This window comes from Rhodococcus sp. 5G237 (assembly GCF_053764735.1).
Genome location: NZ_JBSNCD010000006.1, coordinates 398,668 through 422,513 on the forward strand (window position 1 = coordinate 398,668; position 23,846 = coordinate 422,513).

Below are 23,846 nucleotides of genomic sequence, written 5' to 3' on the forward strand. Positions count from 1 at the left end.
ACCGCACGACGCCGGTCGCAGCGGTGGTCATGCGGTTCGTCACCTCGCACGATCGTGTCGTCGATCACTGATGGCACAATCGGGCAATGCCCGCGACGCACGTGCTCGTTCCCGTCAAGGCCCTCGGCCTGGCGAAGTCGCGGCTCTCGCACGTCCTCGACCCGGCGGCACGGGAATCGCTGGTGCTCGCGATGCTGCAGGACACCGTCACGGCGGCCCTGTCCGCCGGAGACGTGACGGTCATCGTCGTCACCGCCGACGAGCGGGTCGCGGCCGCCGCACTGGACTGCGGCGCGGACGTCCTTCCCGACCCGGTGCGTCCCGACTCCCCCGACCCACTGAACTCCGCACTGCTCGCAGCGGCCCGCCGGGCGCGGGAGCACGCACCCGGCGCCGAACTCGTGGCGCTGCAGGCCGACCTTCCGTCCCTGCGGGCCGAGGAATTCGCGCTCGCACGCGAGACTGCGCGGCGGACCGGAACGGCTGTGGTCGTCGACCACACGGCGAGCGGTACGACGGCGTTGCTGCACTGCGTGAGCGGCACGCTGCCGCCACTGTCGTTCGGTCCGGGATCGGCCGGTCGCCACATCGATGCCGGTGCGTATCCCGTACCGGACGCCCTCCCCGGACTGCGACTCGATGTGGACACACCGGACGATCTCGCCGCCGCACTGCGACTCGGCGTCGGACCGGCCACCGCGGCCGTGCTCGACACGGTCGAGTTCCCGCTGCGCCACCGGTGCGACAGCGCTGCAGGGAGCCGTCGCTCTGCAACAATGAACTGGTGACCAACGGCGATTCCCCCGATCCCACGAGTTCCGAGCACGCGGCACCGTCCGGTGCCGCACGACCTGCCGGTCGCGTGGCGACCGCCACCAGCGCCCCTCCGGCCGCGACGGGACTGCAGTCGAGGACCGATCACGACAACACGCTTCCCGTCGACCGCTATCTCAACCGCGAACAGAGCTGGCTCGATTTCAACGCCCGCGTTCTCGCGCTCGCGGAGGACACCTCGCAGCCGTTGCTCGAACGCGCCAAGTTCCTCGCGATCTTCGCGTCGAATCTCGACGAGTTCTACATGGTGCGGGTCGCCGGGCTGAAACGTCGCGCCGAGACGGGGTTGTCGGTCCGGTCCGCGGACGGACTGACCCCGCGCGCCCAGCTCGCGCTCATCGCGTCGAGCACGCGCGAACTCGCCGGTCGCCACGCGCAGGTCTTCCTCGACTCGGTCATGCCCGCCCTGGCGGCCGAAGGCATCTCGATCATCCGATGGGCGGATCTGACGGAGGACGAACGCCGACGATTGACACAGTATTTCGCCGACCAGGTCTTCCCGGTCCTGACGCCGCTCGCCGTCGATCCCGCCCACCCTTTCCCCTACATCAGCGGCCTGTCCCTCAACCTCGCTGTCACGGTCAAGGATTCGCAGTCGTCCGGTGAACACTTCGCGCGCGTGAAGGTGCCCGACAACGTCGAACGGTTCGTCCGGGTCGATCGTGCGGGTTCGTCGCACGGACTGCCGGCCTTCCTCCCGCTCGAGGAGCTGATCGCCGCCCATCTCGACGTGTTGTTCCCGGGCATGGAGATCGTCGAGCACCACGCATTCCGCGTCACCCGCAACGCCGACTTCGAGGTCGAGGAGGACCGCGACGAGGATCTCCTCCAGGCCCTCGAACGCGAACTCGCCCGGCGGCGCTTCGGATCTCCCGTGCGGCTCGAGGTGTCGGACGACATGACCGAGCACATGCTCGACCTCCTGTTGCGCGAACTGGACGTCGATCGGGTGGACGTCGTCCAGTTGCCCGGTCTGCTCGATCTGTCGTCGCTGTGGCAGGTGCACGCCGTCGACCGGCCGGATCTGAAGGACGCCCCCTTCGTGCCGGCGACCCATCCCGCCTTCGGCGAGCGTGAGACACCGAAGAGCGTGTTCTCCACCCTGCGCGAGGGCGACATCCTCGTCCACCATCCGTACGACTCGTTCTCCACGAGCGTGCAACGGTTCATCGAGCAGGCCGCCGCCGACAGCCAGGTCCTCGCGATCAAGCAGACCCTGTACCGGACGTCGGGCGACTCCCCCATCGTCAACGCCCTGGTCGCCGCCGCCGAGGCGGGCAAGCAGGTCGTCGCGCTCGTGGAGATCAAGGCACGCTTCGACGAGCAGGCCAACATCAAGTGGGCGCGCAAGCTCGAACAGGCCGGTGTCCACGTCGTATACGGACTCGTGGGTCTGAAGACACACTGCAAGACCTGTCTGGTCGTGCGGCGCGAGGGTTCGATGATCCGCCGTTACTGCCACATCGGCACCGGCAACTACAACCCGAAGACCGCCCGTCTCTACGAGGACGTCGGCCTGCTCACGTCGTCACCCGAGATCGGCGCCGACCTCACCGACCTGTTCAACACCCTCACCGGATACTCCCGGAAGGCGCAGTACCGCAATCTGCTCGTCGCACCGCACGGAGTCCGCAAGGGCATCATCGAACGCGTCGAGCGTGAGATCGAGCACCACGCGGCCGGTCGCCCCAGCGGGATCCGGCTCAAGGCCAACGCTCTCGTCGACGAGCAGGTGATCGACGCGCTCTACCGTGCGTCGCGGGCGGGGGTACGGACCGAGGTGGTCGTGCGCGGGATCTGTGCCCTCAAGCCGGGCGTGCCCGGCCTGAGCGAGAACATCACGGTGCGCTCGATTCTGGGGCGGTTCCTCGAACATTCGCGGTTGTTCCATTTCCGGGGCAGCGACGAGTACTGGATCGGCAGCGCCGACATGATGCACCGGAACCTCGACCGTCGCGTCGAGGTGATGGTGCAGGTGAAGAACACCCGGCTCGCAGCGCAGTTGGACGGCATCTTCGATTCCGCGCTCGACCCGGTCACCCGCTGCTGGATTCTCGAGGGCGACGGCACCTGGACGGCGTCCCCCGAGCCGGGAACCGCTGCCCGCGACCACCAGGTCGAACTCATGCGTAGCCGTGCGTCCTGAGGTGGAGGGAACGTTGACCGAATCACGCGACAAGCCCGTGAAGGCCAACATCTTCGCGGCGGGCGCCGTCCTGTGGCGTCCTGTCGACGAGAACGCTCCGGGCGATGCACAGGTCGCGCTCGTGCATCGCCCACGCTACGACGACTGGTCCTTCCCGAAGGGCAAGCTCGACGCGGGTGAGACGGCCGTGGTCGCCGCGGTGCGGGAGATCGAGGAGGAGACCGGATTCCGCGCCGCGCTCGGCAGTAGTCTCGGGAAGGTCGTCTACCCCGTGCCGGGGCACCGCAAACTCAAACGGGTGGACTACTGGGCCGCGCGGTGCCTCGACGGGCAGTTCGCGCCCAACGACGAGGTGGACGAATTGCGTTGGGTGTCCCCCGAAGAGGCATTCGATCTGTTGTCCTATCCGATGGACCGCAGTATCCTGCGCCGGTTCCGCCGGGTGCCGCTGGACACGACCACGGCGCTGATCGTGCGGCACGCCAAGGCGGGTAGTCGCAAGAAGTACAAGGGCGACGACCGTTACCGGCCCCTCGATGCGTCCGGACGGGCACAGGCCGAGGCTCTCGTTCCGCAGTTGACGGCGTTCGGCGGCGACAGCGTGGTGTCCGCCGACCGCACGCGGTGCATCGCGACGGTCGAACCCTTCGCCTCCCGGAACGGGTTCGAGATCGCCATCGAGCCGGCCCTGTCGGAGGAGGAGTACCGCGCCGATCCGGACCGCGGCCGCAAGCGGGCGCTGGAGATCGCGTCCGGTCCCGGCACTCCCGTGATCTCCAGTCAGGGCAAAGTGATCCCGCCGCTGCTGGAGTGGTGGGCCGAGCGCGACGGTCTCGTGCTGCCTCCGGCACGGAACCGCAAGGCGAGCATGTGGGTGTTGTCACTGCGCGGCGATCGTCTCGTCGCGGCCGACCACATCGACAGCCCTCTTCCCACGGGCCGACCGCCGGCGGACGACGAGAGCATCTGACCGAGTACACACGACGGCGGCCACCGGATGTCCGGTGGCCGCCGTCGTCTCACCTGTGCGGCTCGCACATGTGCGAGCCGCATCGCGGGTGGGTGTTACTTCTTGGTGCTCTTGCGGGCCGTGGTCTTCTTGGCCGGGCTCTTCTTGGCCGCGGTGGTCTTCTTCGCCGCGGTCGACTTGGTGGCGGTGGTCTTCTTCGCCGGAGTCGACTTGGCCGCCGTGGTCTTCTTGGCCGCGGTGGTCTTCTTCGCCGCGGTCGACTTGGTGGCGGTGGTCTTCTTCGCCGGAGTCGACTTGGCCGCCGTGGTCTTCTTGGCTGCCGTGGTCTTCTTCGCCGGAGTCGACTTGGTGGCGGTGGTCTTCTTCGCCGCCGTGGTCTTCTTCGCTGCGGTGGTCTTCTTCGCCGCGGTCGACTTGGTCGCCGTGGTCTTCTTGGCCGCAGTCTTCTTGGCCGCCTTCTTCGCTGCCGCGGTCTTCTTGGCCGCTGCGGCCGCACCGCGCTTCACGGCCGGACCCGAAGCCGGAAGCTTCTGGGTGCCCGCGATGATGTTCTTGAAGGACTGGCCGGGACGGAAGGCCGGCACCGAGGTCGGCTTGACCTTGACCGTCTCACCCGTGCGCGGGTTCCGCGCGACACGAGCGGCCCGGCGACGCTTCTCGAAGACACCGAATCCGGTGATGGTGACGCTCTTACCGTCGTGCACGGCGCGAACGATCGCGTCCACGATGTGCTCGACGGCCGCGGTGGCGGTGCGCCTGTCCGAACCGAGTTTCTCGGTCAGAACGTCGATCAGTTCTGCCTTGTTCATTGATTTCCTCCGCACATACACGGTCCACCGTCAGACCGACTCCAGTCCACGGTAGACCCGCAAACGGGCAAGAGTCTATGTGCCACGCGGATTCTCATGCAAATAACCTCCGGGCCCGGCCCGACGGGAGCGTCGGACCGGGCCCGGAGAAGGCGCGTTCGGGGGGTGTTTTCAGGGCGCCGGAAGGGTACTCGGTTTCCATGACGGCCTTGACTTTTCGTACTCGGAAATCGCGTCTACCTGGCGCAATGTCAATCCGATGTCGTCGAGACCCTCCAGCAGACGCCACCGCGTGTAGTCGTCAATGGTGAACGGCACCACTGTGGTTCCGGCGGTCACCGTCCGGTTCTCGAGATCCACTTCCAGTTCGAGTCCGGGCTGCTGCTCGATGAGCTTCCACAGCAGTTCGACGTCGTCCTGCGAGACCTGAGCGGCGAGCAGACCGGCCTTTCCGGCGTTGCCGCGGAAGATGTCGGCGAAGCGGGACGAGATCACGACCCGGAATCCGTAATCCGACAACGCCCACACGGCGTGCTCACGCGAGGAGCCGGTGCCGAAATCCGGTCCGGCGACGAGAACGCTGCCGCGGTCGAAGGGCGGGGTGTTGAGGACGAAGGACGGGTCGTTGCGCCATGCGGCGAACAGACCGTCCTCGAATCCCGTACGGGTGACGCGCTTCAGGTACACGGCCGGGATGATCTGATCCGTGTCGACATTGGAGCGGCGCAGCGGGACGCCGATGCCCTTGTGAGTGGTGAAGGCTTCCATCGAAAATTCTCCTCGTCGGTCCTGTGGTCTAGTCCAGATCCGCCGGTGCGGAAAGCGTTCCCCGCACCGCGGTTGCGGCGGCCACGGCCGGCGAGACGAGATGCGTCCGTCCGCCCTTGCCCTGCCGTCCTTCGAAATTCCGGTTCGAGGTCGACGCGGAGCGTTCGCCCGGCGCCAACTGGTCGGGGTTCATGCCCAAGCACATCGAGCACCCGGCCTGACGCCACTCGGCGCCTGCGGCGGTGAAGATCTCGCCGAGACCCTCCTCCTCCGCCTGTGCGCGCACCCGCATCGAACCCGGCACGACGAGCATCCGGACGCCGTCGGCGACCTTCCGGCCCTGCAGGACATCCGCCACGGCGCGCAGATCCTCGATGCGGCCGTTGGTGCACGAGCCGACGAAGACGGTGTCGATCTTCACATCGCGCAGCGGCATGCCCGGTTCGAGATCCATGTAGCGCAACGCCTTCTCCGCTGCAGACCGCTCGGTTTCGTCGGCGATTTCCGCGGGTACCGGAACGCTGGACCCGAGCGGAGCACCCTGGCCCGGGTTGGTGCCCCACGTGACGAAGGGCGTCAGAGCGCTGCCGTCGATGTGGACCTCGGCGTCGAAAACCGCGTCGTCGTCGGTCTTCAGCTGCTCCCACGCCTCGACGGCGGCGTCCCAGTCGGCGCCCTTCGGGGCGTGCGGGCGACCCTTGATGAACTCGTAGGTGGTCTCATCGGGAGCGATCATGCCGGCGCGGGCGCCCGCCTCGATCGACATGTTGCAGATGGTCATCCGCGCTTCCATCGACAGGGCGCGGATCGCCTCGCCGCGGTACTCGAGGACGTAGCCCTGTCCGCCGCCGGTGCCGATTTTCGCGATGATCGCGAGGATGAGGTCCTTGCTCGTCACTCCCGGCGCGAGGGTGCCGTCGACGTTGATGGCCATCGTCTTGAACGGCCGCAGCGACAACGTCTGTGTCGCCATGACGTGTTCGACCTCACTGGTGCCGATACCCATCGCCAGCGCGCCGAAGGCGCCGTGGGTGGAGGTGTGGCTGTCGCCGCACACCACCGTCATGCCGGGCTGCGTGAGACCGAGCTGCGGGCCGACCACGTGGACGATGCCCTGATCGAGATCGCCCATGGGGTGCAGACGGACACCGAACTCCTCGCAGTTGCGACGCAGGGTCTCGACCTGCGTGCGCGAGACCGGGTCGGCGATCGGCTTGTCGATGTCCACCGTGGGGACGTTGTGGTCCTCGGTGGCGATCGTGAGATCGGGACGCCGCAGCGGGCGTCCGGCCAGCCGCAGACCGTCGAAGGCCTGCGGGCTGGTCACCTCGTGCACGAGATGCAGGTCGATGTAGATCAGGTCCGGCTGTCGCGCCGATCCCTCTCCTTCACCGCGCACGACCACGTGCTGGTCCCACACCTTTTCCGCCAGAGTCTTTCCAGCCATCTTCTCCACCTTGTCGTACGTGACGAACGCGGGATCCCGGGGGCTGTCCGGCCGCGTATGGCGTCGTCCCCACCGTTCTCGGTATGCGATATGCTTCCCATTATGCGAGACGGAGGTATCGACCTATGAGACAGCATAGCGGGATCGGAGTGCTGGACAAAGCGATGACAGTCCTCCATACGGTTGCCGAACAGCCGTGCAACCTCAACGAGTTGTGCGCGCGGACCGGCCTGCCCCGTGCCACGGCGCACCGTCTCGCCGTGGGCCTCGAGGTCCACCGTCTCCTCATGCGCGACAGCGACGGACAGTGGCGCCCCGGCCCCGGATTGGCCGAATTGTCCGCGGGCGCAGGCGACACGCTCGTCGAGGCCGCCTCGCTCGTCCTCCCCCGCCTGCGCGAGATCACCGGCGAGAGCGTGCAGTTGTACCGCCGCGAGGGCACCCAGCGGGTCTGCGTCGCGGCTCTCGAACCGCCGACCGGTCTGCGCGATACCGTCCTCGTCGGCGCCCGCCTTCCGATGACGGCCGGCTCCGGCGCGAAAGTTCTGCTCGCGTGGGCCGATACGGCGACCCAGCGCGCCATCCTCCCCGACGCGGCCTTCGGTGAACGCGTGCTCGTCGAGGTCCGCCGCCGCGGCTGGGCGCAGAGCGCCGCCGAACGCGAACCCGGTGTGGCGTCGGTCGCAGCACCCGTGCGCGACAGCACCGGCGGCGTGATCGCCGCGATCTCCGTATCGGGCCCCATCGACCGCATGGGCCGCCGACCGGGCGCCCGCTGGGCAGCCGACCTCCTCGCCGCCGCAGAAGCGCTCCAGAAGCGTCTCTGAGGCCGACCGCATGACCGTGTCCCTCCCGTGTGGAGCCCAGGAGGGACACGGGCGGGGCGGAATCGAACACGGGTAGGGCGGCGGGATCGAACACGGGTAGGGCGGCGGGATCGAACACAGCCGTGCGGCCCCACGCTGTGCCAGAGTGCTTCGCATGGGAACCAACCGCCGCGCAGACATCACGATGACGGACTCGGAGATCGACGAGTTCCTCCGCCGCAGCCGGGTCGCGAACCTGGCGACCCTCGGACCGACGGGCACCCCGCACCTCGTCGCCATGTGGTACGCCGTGCTCGACGGGGAGATCTGGTTCGAGACGAAAGCGAAATCACAGAAGGTCGTCAACCTCCGGCGCGACGATCGCGTGACCGTCCTCGTCGAGGCCGGCGACACCTACGACCAGTTGCGCGGCGTCTCGATCGAGGGGCGCGCGGAGATCCTGGACGACCACGACCGCCTGTTCGAGGTGTGCCGCGATGTGTGGGAGCGGTACACCGCCCCGTACACCGACGAAGCGCGCCCCGCGGTGGAACAGATGATGCACAAGCGGGTGGCCGTCCGGGTGGTGCCCGCGCGGGTGCGTTCGTGGGATCACCGCAAGCTCGGGATGCCCGCCATGGAGATCGGCGGCACGACGGCCGCCTATCTTCCGTCCGCTGCGCACTGACCGCACATACGCGAAAGGCTCTCCGATCGATGATCGGAGAGCCTTCGTTGTTGTACCCCCGATGGGATTCGAACCCACGCTACCGCCGTGAGAGGGCGGCGTCCTAGGCCGCTAGACGACGGGGGCCTGGAACTTTCCGAGGAATCGACGAATCGATACCTCCGAGAGAAGAACACCCACCGACCCGGAGATCGGTGGGTAGTCCGTTGTACCCCCGATGGGATTCGAACCCACGCTACCGCCGTGAGAGGGCGGCGTCCTAGGCCGCTAGACGACGGGGGCCTATGGAACTTCTTCTCTTCGCTTCCCGAAGGAAGCTCAGCCAGCATAGCTGGCCGAGACGTTGCGGGCAAACCGCCGCGTCTCAGCTGGGGTACCAGGACTCGAACCTAGAATGGCTGAACCAGAATCAGCTGTGTTGCCAATTACACCATACCCCAATGGCCTGTTCCTTCGGCCTGCCCTGCGGGCGTTGTGGCCTCCGTTCCGAACCGAGAAGAAGATTAGCACCAACCCCGCCACCAACTACAAATCGGCTGGTCAGAGTCCTGAAATCGAGCTCGGAACAAGCTCGGCGGCCTGAAATCGAGCACGGAACAAGCTCGGCGGCCTGAAATCGAGCACGGAACGAGCTCGGCCCGTCGCCGGCGGGTGCCGACGACGGGCCGAGAGCAACCGGCGAAGGGTCAGGCGATACGAGCCCGTCCCGCACGCAGGCGCGCGAGGGTGCGCTCACGGCCGAGCAGTTCCATCGACTCGTAGAGCGGCGGGCTGATGTGCGAGCCCGTCACCGCGACCCGCACGGGAGCGAAAGCCCTCCTCGGCTTGAGTTCGAGGCCCTCGATCAGTGCGCTCTTGAGCGCCTCCTCGATCTCCGGCGTGGTCCACTCGGACAGCCCCTCGAGGGCGGAGACGGAGGCGTCGAGTACGGGCGCGGCGTCCTCCTTGAGATTCTTGGCTGCGGACGCCTCGTCGAGCGTGAAGTCGGCCTCGTCGACGAACAGGAACTTCAGCAGGTCCCATGCGTCCCCGAGGACGACGATGCGGGTCTGTACGAGGTCGGCGGCCGTCCGGAAGAGCGCCTCGTCGACGTCGGCCCCGATCCGGCCGTGCTCGACGAGATAGGACTTCAGCCGCGCCGCGAACTCCTCCGGCTCGAGCAGGCGGATGTGCTCGGCGTTGATGGCGTCGGCCTTCTTCTGGTCGAACCGGGCCGGGTTCGAGTTGACCTTGGAGATCTCGAAGGCCGCGACCATCTCGTCGAGGGAGAACACGTCGCGGTCGTCGGCGAGACCCCAGCCGAGCAGGGCGAGGTAGTTGAGCAGGCCCTCGGGGATGAAACCGCGATCGCGGTGCAGGAAGAGGTTCGACTCCGGGTCGCGCTTGGAGAGCTTCTTGTTGCCCTGCCCCATCACGAACGGCAGGTGGCCGAACTCGGGTGTGAAATCGGTGACGCCGATGCGCTGCAGCGCCGCGTACAGCGCGAGCTGGCGCGGGGTCGACGACAGCAGGTCCTCGCCGCGCAGGACGTGTGTGATCTTCATCAACGCGTCGTCGACGGGATTGACGAGCGTGTAGAGCGGGATGCCGTTGCCGCGGGTGAGCGCGAAGTCGGGCACCGAGCCTGCCTTGAAAGTGGTCTCCCCGCGGACGAGGTCGTTCCAGGTGAGGTCCTCGTCGGGCATGCGCAGTCGCACGACCGGCTTGCGGCCCTCGTCGAGGAAGGCCTGCCGCTGCTCCGGGGTGAGGTCGCGGTCGAAGTTGTCGTAGCCGAGCTTCGGATCGCGGCCGGCGGCCTTGTGCCGCTCCTCGACCTCTTCCGGCGTCGAGAACGACTCGTAGGCCTCACCGGCGTCGACGAGCTTCTGCACGATCTCGAGGTGCAGGTCGCGTCGCTGCGACTGCCGGTACGGCTCGTACGGTCCGCCGACCTCCGGACCCTCGTCCCATTCGAGACCCAGCCACCGGAGGGCGTCGAGGATCGCCTGGTACGACTCCTCGGTGTCGCGTGCGGCGTCGGTGTCTTCGATGCGGAACACGAAGGTGCCGCCGTGATGACGCGCGAAAGCCCAGTTGAACAGGGCGGTGCGCACCAGACCCACATGCGGGGTTCCGGTCGGTGACGGGCAGAAACGTACGCGTACTTCGCTGGTGGTCATGACTCGCTCAGGGTTGAGGATCGACGGGAGACCATCCCAGGCTATCCGCCCCGCTGCGAGCTCCGGTCAGGATCCCTTGGCGACGACGGGGTTCGTGAGCGTCCCGATGCCCTCGACGGTGATCGAGACGGTGTTGCCCGGCTCGATCGGTCCGACGCCCTCGGGGGTGCCGGTGAGGATGATGTCGCCCGGCAGCAGGGTCATGACACCGGAGATCCACTCGACGAGCTTCGGGATGTCGTGCACCATCTTCGAGGTGCGGCTGCGCTGGCGGGTCTGTCCGTCGACCTCCGCGGAGATCTCGAGATCGGAAGCGTCGATGTCGGTTTCGATCCACGGGCCGAGCGGGCAGAAGGTGTCGTGGCCCTTGGCCCGGCCCCACTGTCCGTCCTTGCGCTGGTGGTCACGCGCGGACACGTCGTTGGCGATCGTGTAGCCGAGGATCGCCTCCCGGGCCTTCGCGGCGGGGACGTCCTTGCAGGGGCGTCCGATGACCACGGCGAGTTCGGCCTCGTGGTGGACGAGCGACGTGGTGGGCGGAATCACGATGGGAGCGCCCGGGCCCACGATCGACGTGTTGGGCTTGAGGAAGATCATCGGCTCGTCGGGGACCTCGTTGCCCGACTCGGCAGCGTGGGCGGCGTAGTTGCGGCCCACCGCGATCACCTTGGTGGCGAGGATCGGAGCGAGAATCCGCACGTCGGCGAGGGGCCAACTCCGGCCCGTGAAGGTGGGGTTCCCGAAGGGATGCTCGGCGATCTCCTTCGCCGTCGCGGACTCCCCCTCCCCTTCGATGCTCACGAACGCGACACCATCCGGGCTGGCAATTCGACCAAGGCGCATGTCCGGAGTCTATCGGTGCGCGCTCACTGCGATCGACGCCCGGGTGCCGCGGGTATAGAGTCCGACTCGGATTTCACATAACGGTACGGCTTTCTCAGATAGCGGGACTCATGGACACTCCGGACATCGGTCGGCGTCGATGGTTGATCCTGGCCCTCGGCGTCCTCGCACAGGCCTCCCAGGCCACCGTCATCAACGGCATCGCCTTCCTCATCCCGACTCTGAACCAGGAAGGCGGCTTCACCCTCGCCCAGGCCGGAACCCTCGCCGGCGCACCGATCCTCGGCGGCGTGTTCACGCTCGTCGTGTGGGGCGCGATCGCCGACCGATTCGGCGAACGTCTCGCGCTGGCCGCCGGGCTCGGGATCGCGGCCGTCGCGATGGGGCTCGCGAGCGCGACCACCTCGGTGGACCTGTCCCACACCGCCTCCGCCGCACTGCTCGGCCTGTTGCTGATGTGTGCGGGAGCCGGCGCCGTGAGCGCCAATTCGGCGAGCGGACGCGTGGTGGTCGGATGGTTCCCGCCCCACCAGCGCGGCCTCGCGATGGGCATCCGGCAGATGTCGGTGCCGCTGGGTGTCGCCGCGGGCGCACTCGTCATCCCGACGCTCGCGGGCGACCACGGGATCGCCTGGGCACTCGCGTTTCCCATGCTCGCGTGCGGGCTCGCAGCCGTCGCCTGCGCGGTCGGCGTGGTGGATCCGCCGCGACCCGGGCGGGCGGAGGCCGAGCGCGCAGGCGTGCTCGGCAATCCGTACCGGAGTTCGATGTCGCTCACGCGGATCCATCTCGCGTCGATCCTGCTCGTGGTGCCGCAGTACGTCGTGTGGACCTACGCACTGGTCTGGCTCATCGCCGACCGCGGTTGGGACGAGGTCGGTGCCGGTCTCGTCATCACCGCTGCCCAGATCCTCGGCGCCCTCGGGCGTGTCGTCACCGGGGCCTGGTCCGATCGGGTGGGCAGCAGGCTGGGACCGATGCGCCTCGTCGCCGCATCGGTCGTCGTGTCGATGGTCGCGCTGTCCGTCACGGCGTGGACCGATTCGGCGATCGCGGTGGGTGTCCTGCTCGTCGCGTCGATCCTGACCTCGGCGCCGAACGGGTTGGCGTTCACTGCCGTCGCGGAGATCGCCGGCCCGTTCTGGGGCGGCCGCGCACTCGGGATCCAGAACACCGGACAGTTCGTGTTCGCCGCGGCCGTCGGACCGGTCTTCGGTGGGCTCATCGCCGCGGTCGGATTCCCCGCGGCGTTCGCCCTGGCCGCCATCGCTCCCGCAGCGGCGGTCCCGGTGGTACCGAAGGACTGATACGCGAAACGCGCGTGGCGCCGGACGGGACGTACCCGCCGGCGCCACGCGCGTTTGTGCCGAAGAACTCCGTGTCCAGAGAGAATCCGCGCTCAGAGATCAGAGAGAAGCCGCGATCCGATCACCGATCTCGGTGGTCACGATCGGACCGGTGCCACGGTTCGCGAGGTCGGCCTCGACGGCCCGCTCGACGCGTGCAGCGTCCTCCTCGCGCCCGAGATGGCGCAGCAGCAGGGCGGTGGACAGGATCGCCGCAGTGGGATCGGCGATGCCCTTGCCGGCGATGTCCGGTGCCGAGCCGTGGACGGGCTCGAACATCGACGGGTTGGCGCCCGACGCGTCGATGTTGCCGCTCGCGGCCAGGCCGATACCACCGGTGACGGCGCCGGCGAGGTCGGTGATGATGTCGCCGAACAGGTTGTCGGTGACGATGACGTCGAAGCGCGACGGGTCGTCGACCATGTAGATGGTCGCGGCGTCGATGTGGCAGTAGGCCGTGGTGACCTCGGGGAACTCCTTGCCCACGGTCTCGACGGCGCGGGTCCAGATGGCACCCGCGTTCGACAGCACGTTCGTCTTGTGGATGAGCGTGACGTGCTTGCGGCGGGTCTGTGCGAGTTCGAAGGCGTAGCGGACCACGCGCTCGGCGCCGAACCAGGTGTTCACCGAGACCTCGGTGGCGATCTCGTGCGGGGTGCCGACGCGGATCGCTCCCCCGTTGCCGGTGTACGGGCCCTCGGTGCCCTCGCGGACGACGACGAAGTCGATGTCGTGGTCGGCGGCGAGCGGCGACTTCGCGCCCGGGTACAGGCGCGACGGACGCAGGTTGACGTGGTGGTCGAGCGCGAACCGCATGTTCAGGAGGAGACCGCGTTCGAGGACTCCGGGCGTGACCGACGGATCGCCGATGGCACCGAGGAGGATCGCGTCGTGCTCGCGGATCGCGGCGAGATCGGCATCGGGCAGGAGTTCGCCGGTCGCGTTGTACCGGCGGGCGCCGAGGTCGTATTCGGTCGTCTCGAGATTCGGGACGAGGGCGCGGAGCACCTTGAGCGCTTCCGCCGTGACCTCGACACCGATGCCGTCACCGGGGATGACCGCAAGTTTCATGAGCACTACTCACTTCCTGTGCGACGGTGGCCGCGACCGTGCAGACGGTCGCGGCCACCAAATGATGGAGAACCGAACGATCAGGACAGGTCGACCTGGGCGACGCGAGCGTCGAGTGCCTCGGTGATCTGTCCGACCTCGGCGTCGCCGACGACGCGGTCGACACGCAGGATCACGGTGGCGCCGGGGCCCTCCGCGTCCTGGCTGAGCGCCGCGGCCTGGATGTCGATGCTCGCGTTGCCGAGCACGGTGCCGAGCGTTCCGAGGACACCCGGGCGGTCCTGGTAGTGGACGATCAGGTTGTGGCCCTCGGCGCGAAGGTCGAAGCTGCGGCTGTTGATGTTGACGATCTTCTCGACCTGCTGCAAGCCGGTGAGCGCACCCGCGACGGAGGTGACGTGTCCGTCCGGCGACACGGCGCGGACCTCGACGGCACTGCGGTGCGTGGTGGCCTCGCTGACCTTCTCGACCTCGACGGTCACGCCGCGCTGCTCCGCGAGCTTGGGGGCGTTGACGAAGGTGACGGGCTCGTCGCTGCTCGCGGAGAACAGGCCGCGGAGGGCGGCCAGGCCGAGGATGTCGGTGTTTTCGGCCGAGAGCTCACCGCTGACGACGACCTGCACGTTCTGCACGGCCTCGGGCGAGAGGGTGCCGGCGAGCAGACCGAGCTTGCGGACGAGCTCGAGCCACGGTGCGACCTCTTCGCCCACGGGGCCACCGGAGACGTTGACGGCGTCGGGCACGAACTCGCCGGCGAGGGCGAGCAGCACGCTCTTGGCGACGTCGGTACCGGCGCGGTCCTGGGCCTCGGCGGTGGATGCACCGAGGTGCGGGGTGACGACGACGTTGTCGAGGTCGAACAGCTTCGAATCGGTGCACGGCTCGGTCTCGAAGACGTCGAGGCCGGCGGCGCGGACCTTGCCCTCGACGAGCGCGTCGTACAGCGCGTCCTCGTCGATCAGGCCACCGCGGGCGGCGTTGACGATGATGACGCCGTCCTTGGCCTTGGCCAGACGCTCGGCGTTGATCAGGCCGGCTGTCTCCTTGGTCTTGGGCAGGTGCACCGAGATGAAGTCGGCGCGGGCGACGAGTTCGTCGATGTCGACGAGCTCGATGCCGAGCTGTGCGGCGCGGGCGGCCGGCAGGTACGGGTCGTACGCGATGACGTGGGTCTCGAACGCCGCGAGACGCTGGGCGAACAGCTGGCCGATGCGGCCGAGGCCGACGACGCCGACCGTCTTGCCGAGGATCTCGGTGCCGTTGAAGCTCGACCGCTTCCAGGTCCGCTCACGCAGGGTGCGGTCGGCGGCGGGAACCTGACGCGCCGCGGACATGAGGAGCGCGACCGCGTGCTCGGCGGCGGAGTGGATGTTGGAGGTGGGCGCGTTGACGACCATCACACCGCGCTCGGTGGCAGCGGCGATGTCGACGTTGTCGAGGCCGACACCGGCGCGACCGACGATCTTGAGGTTGGGCGCCGCAGCGAGCACCTCGGCGTCGACGGTGGTCGCGGAGCGGACCAGCAGCGCCTGGGCTTCGGGCACGGCCGCGAGCAGGGCGGGGCGGTCGGGGCCGTCGACCCAGCGCACCTCGACACCGTCACCGAGCGCGTCGACGGTCGACTGCGCAAGCTTGTCGGCGATCAGGACTACTGGACGGCCATTCTGGCTCACGTGCGGACTCCCTGTGTCGTGAATGTGTGAGTGGTCGACGGCGCTCGCGCCCGACAGCATGCATGGGCACCCGCGACCGCCCACAGTTTAGTGCCCCAGCCCTTCCCACGGGGCCACCGGGATCGGGATCACGGTGGTGCGGGCCCATCCTTCCGCGGGGGCGGGACGACGTCCCGCGGGGGTGCGTCGAGCACACTGCGCTCGATGCCGGGCTGGTTCCGGTGCCGGAAGGCCACCACGGCGGTGCGGACGGTCGGGTGGAATCGACCGTCCCGGAAGCGATTCCCCGTCTGCATCCGGTGCAACTTGTCCTTGACGGGACCCTTCATGGCGGCGAAGGCGAGCCGTATCCCCCGGTGGGCGAGATAGTCGTCGAGGCGTTCGATCTCCTCGACGGCACTGATGTCGAGATCGGTGATCGGTTCGGCCGCGAGAACCACCCACTCGATGCGGTCCTCGCGTTCGCGGACGAGTTCGCGGACGAACTTCGTGAGGATCACACCGTTCGCGAAGAACAGCGGGGCGTCGAACCGCACGAGCACGAGACCCGGGATCCGGTGACCCTCGGGATGCCGCTCCCGATCGTGATATCCGGCGACGTCCTCGAGTTCGACGAGTTCGGTCCGGTGGGGCTGCCACGCGCGTACGACGACGGCCGCCAGCGACAGTGCGATCGCGACGAGCACACCCTTCAGCACACCTGCGAGACCGACCGCCACGAATGCGGCGAAGGACAAACAGAATTCGATCTTGTTGACCCGCCACAGGCGACCGAGCGCCCTCACGTCGACGAGCGCGCTCGCCGCGACGATCACGACTGCACCGAGCGCCGCCTGCGGTAGGTACGCCGTCGCTCCCGGGGCCACCAGCAGGAAGATCGCGACCGTCACCGCTCCGACGGCACCCGCGAACTGGGTACGCGCTCCGGCCTGTTCCAGGACGGGAGTGCGGCTGCCGCTACCGCAGATCGGGAATCCGCCCGTCGCACCGGCTGCGATGTTCACCACACCGAGGGCGCGCATCTCGGAGCTGCCGTCCACGTCCTCGCCCCGTCGCAGCGCGAACGAGCGCGACAACACCGCGGTGTCGGCGAATGCGATGACGGCGACGGCGACGGCGGGTACGAACAGTTCGATCACGTCTTCCCGTTCGATACCGCCGAGAACGGGGGCGGGGATCCCGGAGGGCAACGCCCCCACCATCTCCACGCGATCGGAGAGCCCGAACACCGCGACCGCCGCCGAGGCGACGATCACCGCGACGAGCACCGCGGGTATGCGGGGAACGATCTTCTGCAGCACGAGGATGACGGCGAGGGTGCCGACGCCGAGAAGGAATCCGGCCGGCTCGACACCGTCCTCGAAGACGTCGTCGACGATGTCGAGAATCTCGGCGACGACGCCGGATTCGTCGTCCGAGGTGCCGAGGAGGAGTGGCAGCTGCCCGACGATGACGATGATCGCGATCGCATTGAGGAAACCGATCCGGATCGGTGTGGAGAGCAGATAGGTCAGGAATCCGAGGCGGAGTATCCCGCCGACCAGGAGGATCGCTCCGACGAGGAGCGCGAGCACACCGGCGAGGGCGACCGCGCGCTGCGGATCGCCGTCGGCGGCGAGTGGGATCACCGCTGCCGCGATGAGCGGGGCGAGCGCGGAATCCGGCCCGAGCACGAGGATCCGGGACGGACCGACCACCGCATACACCAGCATCGGCACGACGGTCGCATAGAGGCCGGTGTAGGGCGGCAGTCCCGCGGCCTGGGCGTATCCCATGCCGGTGGGGACGAGCAGGGCGCTGAGCGCGAGGCCCGCCGTGACATCGCTCCGCAGCCACCCCCGCCGGTAGGACCGTGCGGTGGCGACACCCGGGAGCCGCCCGAACGCGGCGCGGAGCCACATCAGCCGATTATCCTCCGCCGCCCCGGCTCGTGGATGCGACATCGCTCACGCCGCACCGACGACGGCGGCCCGGCACCCCCGTAGGGGTACCGGGCCGCCGTGACCGGATCGGGTGGCTGTCAGGCCGTCTCGGTGATGGGGCGATCGACCCAGCTCATCAGGTCGCGCAGCTGCTTGCCGACGACCTCGATGCCGTGCTCGGCGTTCTGCTTGCGCAGACCCTCGAGCTCCTTGTTGCCGCCCTCGACGTTGGCGACGAGACGCTTGACGAAGGTGCCGTCCTGGATGTCCTTCAGGATCTCCTTCATGCGCTCCTTGGTGCCGGCGTCGATGACGCGCGGGCCGGAGAGGTAGCCGCCGAACTCCGCGGTGTCGGACACCGAGTAGTTCATGCGGGCGATGCCACCCTCGTACATGAGGTCGACGATGAGCTTGAGCTCGTGGAGAACCTCGAAGTAGGCCATCTCGGGGGCGTAGCCCGCCTCGACCATGACGTCGAAGCCGGTCTTGACGAGCTCCTCGGTGCCACCGCAGAGCACGGCCTGCTCGCCGAAGAGGTCGGTCTCGGTCTCTTCCTTGAAGGTGGTCTTGATGACGCCGGCGCGGGTGCCGCCGATGCCCTTGGCGTAGGACAGCGCGAGCGCCTGACCCTCACCCTTGGGGTCCTGGTGGACGGCGATGAGCGCGGGAACGCCCTTGCCGTCGACGAACTGACGACGCACGAGGTGGCCGGGGCCCTTGGGGGCGACCATCGCGACGGTCACGTTCTCGGGAGCGGTGATGAGACCGAAGTGGATGTTGAGACCGTGGCCGAAGAACAGCGCGTCGCCGTCCTTCAGGTTGGGCTCGATGTCGTTGGTGAAGATCGACGCCTGGGCGGTGTCGGGAGCGAGGACCATGATCACGTCGGCCCACTCGGAGACCTCGGCGGGGGTGCCGACGGTGAGACCGGCTTCCTCGGCCTTGGCCCGCGACTTCGAGCCCTCCTTCAGACCGATGCGAACGTCGACGCCCGAGTCGCGCAGGCTCAGCGAGTGCGCGTGTCCCTGACTGCCGTAGCCGATGACGGCGACCTTACGACCCTGGATGATCGACAGGTCGGCATCGTCGTCGTAGAACATCTCGACTGCCACAGTGATTACCTCTTTCAGCAAGTATGGGTGTGTTAAGGCTAACGGGTAGCCGTGATGGACTTCGGACCGCGTCCGACGGCGACGACACCGGACTGGACGATTTCGCGGATTCCGTACGGTTCGAGCATGCGCAGCAGCGCGTCGAGCTTGGACCGCGTACCGGTCGCCTCGATGGTCAGCGACTCGGGCGAGACGTCGATCACCTTGGCGCGGAACAGATTCACCGTCTCGATGACCTGGGTGCGCACACTCGCGTCGGCGCGCACCTTGATGAGCACGAGTTCGCGGGCGACGGACGCCTCGCCCTCCTGCTCGACGATCTTGATGACGTTGACGAGCTTGTTGAGCTGCTTGGTGACCTGCTCGAGCGGGAACTCGTCGACGGTCACCACGATCGTCATCCGCGAGATGTCGGGCACCTCGGTGCCACCGACGGCAAGGGATTCGATGTTGAAGCCGCGTCGCGAGAACAGCGATGCGACTCGGGCGAGCACGCCCGGCTTGTCCTCGACGAGAACACTGAGGGTGTGACTCGTGCTCACTTGGTCTCCTCCTGGGCCGCAGCGTTCTCGCTGCGGATTTCGAGCGCGTCGATGGTCTCGTGGATGACGGCGGGGTCGTCGGCAGCGGCGTCGTCGTCGAACAGCGGCCGGATATCGCGGGCCGCCATGATCTCGTCGTTGCTCGTGCCGGCGGCGACCATCGGCCACACCTGCGCGTCCTTGCCGACGATGAAGTCGATCACGACGGGACGATCGTTGATCTCCTGTGCCCGGCGGATCGCCGGCTCGACGTCCTCCTCGCGCTCGACGCGGATGCCCACGCAGCCCAGGGCCTCGGCGAGCTTGACGAAGTCGGGGATGCGCAGCGAGTGCGTCGCCAGGTCGGTGTTCGAGTACCGCTCCTCGTAGAAGAGGGTCTGCCACTGCCGGACCATGCCGAGATTGCCGTTGTTGATGAGCGCGACCTTGATCGGCACACCCTCGACGGCGCACGTCGCGAGTTCCTGATTGGTCATCTGGAAGCAGCCGTCGCCGTCGATGGCCCACACCTCGGTGTCGGGACGACCCATCTTGGCGCCCAGAGCGGCGGGAACCGCGTAACCCATGGTGCCGAGACCGCCCGAGTTGAGCCACGTGCGGGGCTTCTCGTAGGCGACGAACTGCGCCGCCCACATCTGGTGCTGACCGACACCTGCGCAGTAGATCGCGTCGGGACCGGCGAGCTTGCCGACGGCCTGGATGACGTACTGCGGCGACAGGGTGTCGTCGGTGGGACGGTCGTAGCTCAGCGGGTAGGTGCGACGGATGTCGTCGAGGTAGGCCCACCATGCCGTGTAGTCGAGCTTCGTGCCGGTCGCCAGGTCGGCGCGGATGGCCTCGAGCAGTTCGACGATGACCTCCTTGCAGTCACCGACGATCGGCACGTCGGCGTGCCGGTTCTTGCCGATCTCCGCAGGATCGATGTCTGCGTGGATGACCTTGGCGTCGGGTGCGAACGAGTCGAGCTGGCCGGTCACCCGGTCGTCGAAGCGGGCACCGAGGGTGATGAGCAGGTCGCTCCTCTGCAGCGCGGCGACCGCGGCGACGTTGCCGTGCATGCCGGGCATGCCGCAATGCAGGTTGTGGCTGTCGGGAAACGCACCGCGGGCCATGAGCGTCGTGACGACCGGGATGCCGGTCAGCTCGGCGAGCTCGAGCAGTTCGGCCGATGCCTCGGCCTTGATGACACCGCCGCCGACGTACAGCACCGGGTTCTTCGCGTCGGCGATCAGTCGCGCGGCCTCGCGGACCTGCTTGCCGTGCGGCTTCGTCACCGGGCGGTAGCCGGGCAGGTGCATCTCCGGCGGCCAGCTGAAGGTGGTCTGTGCCTGGAGGATGTCCTTGGGGATGTCGACGAGGACCGCGCCCGGGCGGCCCGAGGAGGCGAGGTAGAACGCCTCGGCCAGGATGCGCGGGATGTCGGCGCCGTCGGTGACCAGAAAATTGTGCTTTGTGATCGGCATCGTGATGCCGGAGATGTCGGCTTCCTGGAAGGCGTCGGTGCCGATGAGCGGGCGACCGACCTGACCGGTGATCGCGACGACGGGCACGGAGTCCATCTGCGCGTCGGCGAGCGGGGTGACGAGGTTCGTCGCGCCCGGACCGGAAGTGGCCATGCACACGCCGACCTTGCCGGTGGCCTGGGCGTAACCGGTGGCAGCGTGCCCGGCGCCCTGCTCGTGACGGACGAGCACGTGGCGCACGCGCCGCGAATCGAAGAGCGGGTCGTAGACGGGCAGGATCGCGCCGCCGGGAATGCCGAATACCGTGTCGACCTCGAGTTCCTCGAGTGCGCGGACCACCGACTGGGCGCCGGTGACCCGCTCGGGGGCGACCTGGCGTCGGTTGGCGGGCTGCGTTGCGGCAGCTGCGGGAGTCGGGGTGGCGGACCCCGGCTTTCGCGGCGAGGGTTGAGGCCGTGCGGTTGGTGCGCTCACTGCGAATTCCTCTGATTCTGGCTCCGGGCAACAAAAAACCCTCGTCAGCAAGTCTGCTGTACGAGGGTGGCGCGTCGTGGGCGAGTTGCGAAATGCGGCTCAGGCGACGACGCGCCGGCCGATTACGAGCAACCCATTCTGATTCACGCGCTCGACGGTAGGCGCATGGTGTCCAGACAGTCAACTTGGTGCGGTCCACTGTCCCAGAATGTGAGATGCCGCGGCTGCAGTGCGAAGATGTAGAGGTGTCATCTTCCCAGCAGCCCGTGCCACCGACTCCATCATCCCACACGCCCGATTCGGCGACGCAGGTCATCCAGATCTCGCGACTGTCGTTCCTCGCGTGTGCTCTGCTGTTCCTCGCCCTCGCCTCGCCCGCGCTCGCGTGGCCGGAGGCCTTCGCATGGACGCTGATCATTCCGTTCCTCGTCGCCGCCTGGGTCGTGCGGGTACGCACCGTCGTCGGCCCCGAGGGCATCGTCGCGCGGGCGACCTTCAAGACCACGAGCCTGAAGTGGGACGAACTCGACGGCCTTCGGTTCCCGAAGCGGGGCTGGGCCCGCGCGCGGCTCACCGACGGCAGCGAGGTCGCACTGCCGGTCGTCACCTTCGGCCGGTTGCCGCAGTTGTCGGAGGCGAGTGGGGGCCGCATCCCCGATCCGTATGCGGCCGCACAGCGCGCCGAGGAGAAGGCACACCGCGAGGAGGCGGCCGCCGAAGCCGGCTCGGACGCCGAAACCACCGACGACGCAGTCACCGTCGAGAAGAAGGACGACCGCTCCTCCTGATCCTCGCGACCGGGTGCGAATAGGTGCATCCGGACGCACGCGAGTAGATTCGTCGGTGCCGCTGCCCGGATCCGCCCCAGCCCGGCGACCGCACGCGGCCCGGCCGATTGCGCACACAGCCACCGTCAAGGAAGTCAGCCCATGCCCCCGTTGAGGTCACGCACCACCACCGTCGGACGAAACGCCGCGGGAGCGCGCTCCCTGTGGCGCGCCACCGGCCTGACCGATTCCGACTTCGGCAAGCCGATCGTCGCGATCGCGAACTCCTACACGCAGTTCGTACCCGGTCACGTCCACCTCAAGGACGTCGGTGAGATCGTCGCGAAGGCCGTGCGCGAAGCAGGCGGCGTGGCACGCGAGTTCCACACCATCGCCGTCGACGACGGCATCGCGATGGGCCACGGGGGCATGCTCTACTCGCTGCCGAGCCGCGAGATCATCGCCGACTCCGTCGAATACATGGTCAACGCGCACACCGCCGACGCGCTGGTGTGCATCTCGAACTGCGACAAGATCACGCCGGGCATGCTCAATGCCGCGATGCGCCTGAACATCCCGACGATCTTCGTCTCCGGCGGTCCGATGGAGGCCGGCAAGGCGGTCGTCGTCAACGGTGTCGCCCACGCCCCCACCGACCTCATCACCGCCATCTCGGCCTCCGCCAGCGAGGCCGTCGACGACGCGGGTCTCGACGAGGTCGAGCGCAGCGCGTGCCCGACCTGCGGTTCGTGCTCGGGTATGTTCACCGCCAACTCGATGAACTGCCTCACCGAGGCCCTCGGTCTCGCGCTGCCCGGCAACGGTTCGACCCTCGCCACCCACGAGGCGCGACGCGCACTGTTCGAGACCGCCGGCACCACGATCGTCGAAGCGGCCCTGCGTTACTACCGCGACGACGACGAGTCGGTGCTGCCGCGCAACATCGCAACCCCGGCCGCCTTCCGCAACGCGATGGCGCTCGACGTCGCGATGGGTGGTTCCACGAACACCGTGCTGCACACCCTCGCCGCCGCGCAGGAGGGTGAGGTCGACTTCGACCTGTCCACCATCGACGAGATCAGCCGCCGGGTGCCCTGCCTGGCCAAGGTCTCCCCGAACTCCGATTACCACATGGAGGACGTGCACCGCGCCGGCGGTATCCCCGCGATCCTCGGCGAGCTGCGCCGCGGTGGCCTGCTCGAGACCGACGTCTCCACGGTCCACACGAAGAGCTTCGACGAGTGGCTCGACACCTGGGACATCCGTTCCGGCAAGGCGTCCGAGACGGCCCTCGAGCTGTTCCACGCCGCACCGGGCGGTGTGCGCACCACCGAACCGTTCTCGACCGACAACCGTTGGTCGACGCTCGACACCGATGCCGCGAACGGCTGCATCCGCGACATCGAGCACGCCTACACCGTCGAGGGCGGCCTGTGCGTGCTGCGCGGCAACCTCGCACCGGACGGCGCGATCCTCAAGACCGCCGGTATCGACGAGGACCTGTTCCACTTCGAGGGCCCGGCCTACGTCGTCGAGTCGCAGGAGGAGGCCGTCTCGGTCATCCTCGGCAAGAAGATCAAGGCCGGCGACGTGGTCGTCGTCCGCTACGAGGGCCCGGCCGGCGGCCCCGGCATGCAGGAGATGCTGCACCCGACCTCCTTCCTCAAGGGCATCGGTCTGGGCAAGGTGTGTGCCCTGATCACCGACGGCCGCTTCTCCGGCGGCACCTCCGGTCTGTCCATCGGGCACGTCTCCCCCGAGGCCGCTTCCGGTGGTGTGATCGGCCTGATCGAGCAGGGCGACCGGATCCGCATCGACGTCGCGACCCGCACCCTCGAGGTGCTCGTCGACGACGAGGTGCTCGCGGACCGTCGCGCGAAGATGGAGGCCTCCGAGCGTCCGTGGCAGCCCGTCGACCGTGAGCGCACGGTCTCGAAGGCACTGCGCGCCTACGCCGCTCTGGCGACCTCCGCCGACAAGGGTGCCGTGCGGCGCGTGCCGTAACA

At 68.1% G+C, this 23,846-nt stretch carries 19 protein-coding genes and 3 tRNA genes; 8 read left to right on the forward strand and 14 right to left on the reverse strand.

The window, feature by feature from the left end; all coding sequences use genetic code 11:
• Positions 1 to 86: 86 nt before the first annotated feature.
• The 3 genes from cofC to ACWPOC_RS16810 are packed head-to-tail and all read left to right on the forward strand — an operon-like array spanning position 87 to position 3,950.
• Positions 87 to 788 (forward strand): 2-phospho-L-lactate guanylyltransferase, encoded by a 702-nt coding sequence (cofC, locus tag ACWPOC_RS16800; RefSeq protein WP_120279738.1) that lies wholly within the window; start codon positions 87 to 89, stop codon positions 786 to 788.
• Positions 785 to 2,980, forward strand: a complete 2,196-nt coding sequence (locus ACWPOC_RS16805; protein ID WP_120279739.1) for an RNA degradosome polyphosphate kinase — start codon at positions 785 to 787, stop codon at positions 2,978 to 2,980. Before cofC ends, ACWPOC_RS16805 begins: the two co-directional genes overlap by 4 nt.
• 13 nt (positions 2,981 to 2,993) lie before the next feature.
• A complete protein-coding gene (locus tag ACWPOC_RS16810) occupies positions 2,994 to 3,950 on the forward strand; it encodes a bifunctional NUDIX hydrolase/histidine phosphatase family protein (RefSeq protein WP_120283495.1) in 957 nt (318 codons plus the stop codon).
• 95 nt (positions 3,951 to 4,045) lie between these two features.
• Here the strand turns inward: ACWPOC_RS16810 and ACWPOC_RS16815 are convergent, their stop codons facing one another.
• The 3 genes from ACWPOC_RS16815 to leuC form a co-directional block, all read right to left on the reverse strand.
• Entirely contained in the window at positions 4,046 to 4,759 is a 714-nt protein-coding gene (locus tag ACWPOC_RS16815; protein WP_088897189.1) for an HU family DNA-binding protein, read from the reverse strand.
• A gap of 171 nt (positions 4,760 to 4,930) precedes the next feature.
• Positions 4,931 to 5,527: a 3-isopropylmalate dehydratase small subunit gene (gene leuD, locus ACWPOC_RS16820; protein ID WP_016935315.1), complete on the reverse strand. Its 597-nt coding sequence runs from the start codon at positions 5,525 to 5,527 to the stop codon at positions 4,931 to 4,933.
• Positions 5,528 to 5,555: 28 nt separating this feature from the next.
• Entirely contained in the window at positions 5,556 to 6,983 is a 1,428-nt protein-coding gene (leuC, locus tag ACWPOC_RS16825; RefSeq protein ID WP_120279740.1) for a 3-isopropylmalate dehydratase large subunit, read from the reverse strand.
• Positions 6,984 to 7,099: 116 nt separating this feature from the next.
• Between leuC and ACWPOC_RS16830 the strand changes: the two genes are divergently transcribed.
• Both ACWPOC_RS16830 and ACWPOC_RS16835 read left to right on the forward strand, forming a co-directional pair.
• Positions 7,100 to 7,801, forward strand: coding sequence for an IclR family transcriptional regulator (locus ACWPOC_RS16830; protein WP_120279741.1), 702 nt, complete (start codon positions 7,100 to 7,102; stop codon positions 7,799 to 7,801).
• Between the two features lie 154 nt (positions 7,802 to 7,955).
• Positions 7,956 to 8,468, forward strand: a complete 513-nt coding sequence (locus ACWPOC_RS16835; RefSeq protein ID WP_060651455.1) for a pyridoxamine 5'-phosphate oxidase family protein — start codon at positions 7,956 to 7,958, stop codon at positions 8,466 to 8,468.
• A 53-nt stretch (positions 8,469 to 8,521) separates the two neighbouring features.
• On the opposite strand, the gene ACWPOC_RS16840 is transcribed toward ACWPOC_RS16835, so the two are convergent.
• The 5 genes from ACWPOC_RS16840 to ACWPOC_RS16860 all read right to left on the reverse strand — a co-directional run bounded on the left by ACWPOC_RS16840 (position 8,522) and on the right by ACWPOC_RS16860 (position 11,470).
• Positions 8,522 to 8,594: transfer RNA gene (locus ACWPOC_RS16840), tRNA-Glu, on the reverse strand.
• Between the two features lie 83 nt (positions 8,595 to 8,677).
• Positions 8,678 to 8,750, reverse strand: a tRNA-Glu gene (locus tag ACWPOC_RS16845).
• Positions 8,751 to 8,836: 86 nt separating this feature from the next.
• Positions 8,837 to 8,908, reverse strand: a tRNA-Gln gene (locus ACWPOC_RS16850).
• Positions 8,909 to 9,154: 246 nt separating this feature from the next.
• Positions 9,155 to 10,627 (reverse strand): glutamate--tRNA ligase, encoded by a 1,473-nt coding sequence (gene gltX / locus ACWPOC_RS16855; RefSeq protein ID WP_120279742.1) that lies wholly within the window; start codon positions 10,625 to 10,627, stop codon positions 9,155 to 9,157.
• Between the two features lie 66 nt (positions 10,628 to 10,693).
• The gene (locus ACWPOC_RS16860) at positions 10,694 to 11,470 is read right to left on the reverse strand and encodes a fumarylacetoacetate hydrolase family protein (protein ID WP_060651453.1); all 777 of its coding nucleotides are present in this window, start codon (positions 11,468 to 11,470) and stop codon (positions 10,694 to 10,696) included.
• Between the two features lie 110 nt (positions 11,471 to 11,580).
• On the opposite strand from ACWPOC_RS16860, the gene ACWPOC_RS16865 reads away from it, so the two are divergent.
• Positions 11,581 to 12,777 carry an MFS transporter gene (locus ACWPOC_RS16865; protein ID WP_455408991.1) on the forward strand — a complete coding sequence of 399 codons (1,197 nt, stop codon included), beginning with the start codon at positions 11,581 to 11,583 and terminating at the stop codon, positions 12,775 to 12,777.
• Between the two features lie 99 nt (positions 12,778 to 12,876).
• Here the strand turns inward: ACWPOC_RS16865 and ACWPOC_RS16870 are convergent, their stop codons facing one another.
• The 6 genes from ACWPOC_RS16870 to ACWPOC_RS16895 form a co-directional block, all read right to left on the reverse strand.
• Positions 12,877 to 13,887 carry a 3-isopropylmalate dehydrogenase gene (locus tag ACWPOC_RS16870; RefSeq protein WP_120283497.1) on the reverse strand — a complete coding sequence of 337 codons (1,011 nt, stop codon included), beginning with the start codon at positions 13,885 to 13,887 and terminating at the stop codon, positions 12,877 to 12,879.
• Positions 13,888 to 13,967: 80 nt separating this feature from the next.
• Positions 13,968 to 15,560 (reverse strand): phosphoglycerate dehydrogenase, encoded by a 1,593-nt coding sequence (gene serA, locus ACWPOC_RS16875; protein WP_120279744.1) that lies wholly within the window; start codon positions 15,558 to 15,560, stop codon positions 13,968 to 13,970.
• A gap of 128 nt (positions 15,561 to 15,688) precedes the next feature.
• Positions 15,689 to 17,461, reverse strand: a complete 1,773-nt coding sequence (locus tag ACWPOC_RS16880) for a SulP family inorganic anion transporter (RefSeq protein ID WP_120279745.1) — start codon at positions 17,459 to 17,461, stop codon at positions 15,689 to 15,691.
• A gap of 119 nt (positions 17,462 to 17,580) precedes the next feature.
• Entirely contained in the window at positions 17,581 to 18,582 is a 1,002-nt protein-coding gene (gene ilvC, locus ACWPOC_RS16885) for a ketol-acid reductoisomerase (RefSeq protein WP_016691198.1), read from the reverse strand.
• Positions 18,583 to 18,632: 50 nt separating this feature from the next.
• Entirely contained in the window at positions 18,633 to 19,136 is a 504-nt protein-coding gene (ilvN, locus tag ACWPOC_RS16890) for an acetolactate synthase small subunit (protein ID WP_120279746.1), read from the reverse strand.
• Positions 19,133 to 21,073 (reverse strand): acetolactate synthase large subunit, encoded by a 1,941-nt coding sequence (locus ACWPOC_RS16895; protein WP_120279747.1) that lies wholly within the window; start codon positions 21,071 to 21,073, stop codon positions 19,133 to 19,135. The genes ilvN and ACWPOC_RS16895 overlap by 4 nt, the downstream gene beginning before the upstream one ends.
• A 266-nt stretch (positions 21,074 to 21,339) precedes the next feature.
• Between ACWPOC_RS16895 and ACWPOC_RS16900 the strand changes: the two genes are divergently transcribed.
• Both ACWPOC_RS16900 and ilvD read left to right on the forward strand, forming a co-directional pair.
• The gene (locus ACWPOC_RS16900) at positions 21,340 to 21,861 is read left to right on the forward strand and encodes a PH domain-containing protein (RefSeq protein WP_120279748.1); all 522 of its coding nucleotides are present in this window, start codon (positions 21,340 to 21,342) and stop codon (positions 21,859 to 21,861) included.
• A gap of 141 nt (positions 21,862 to 22,002) precedes the next feature.
• Positions 22,003 to 23,844 carry a dihydroxy-acid dehydratase gene (gene ilvD, locus ACWPOC_RS16905; protein ID WP_120279749.1) on the forward strand — a complete coding sequence of 614 codons (1,842 nt, stop codon included), beginning with the start codon at positions 22,003 to 22,005 and terminating at the stop codon, positions 23,842 to 23,844.
• Positions 23,845 to 23,846 lie beyond the last annotated feature (2 nt).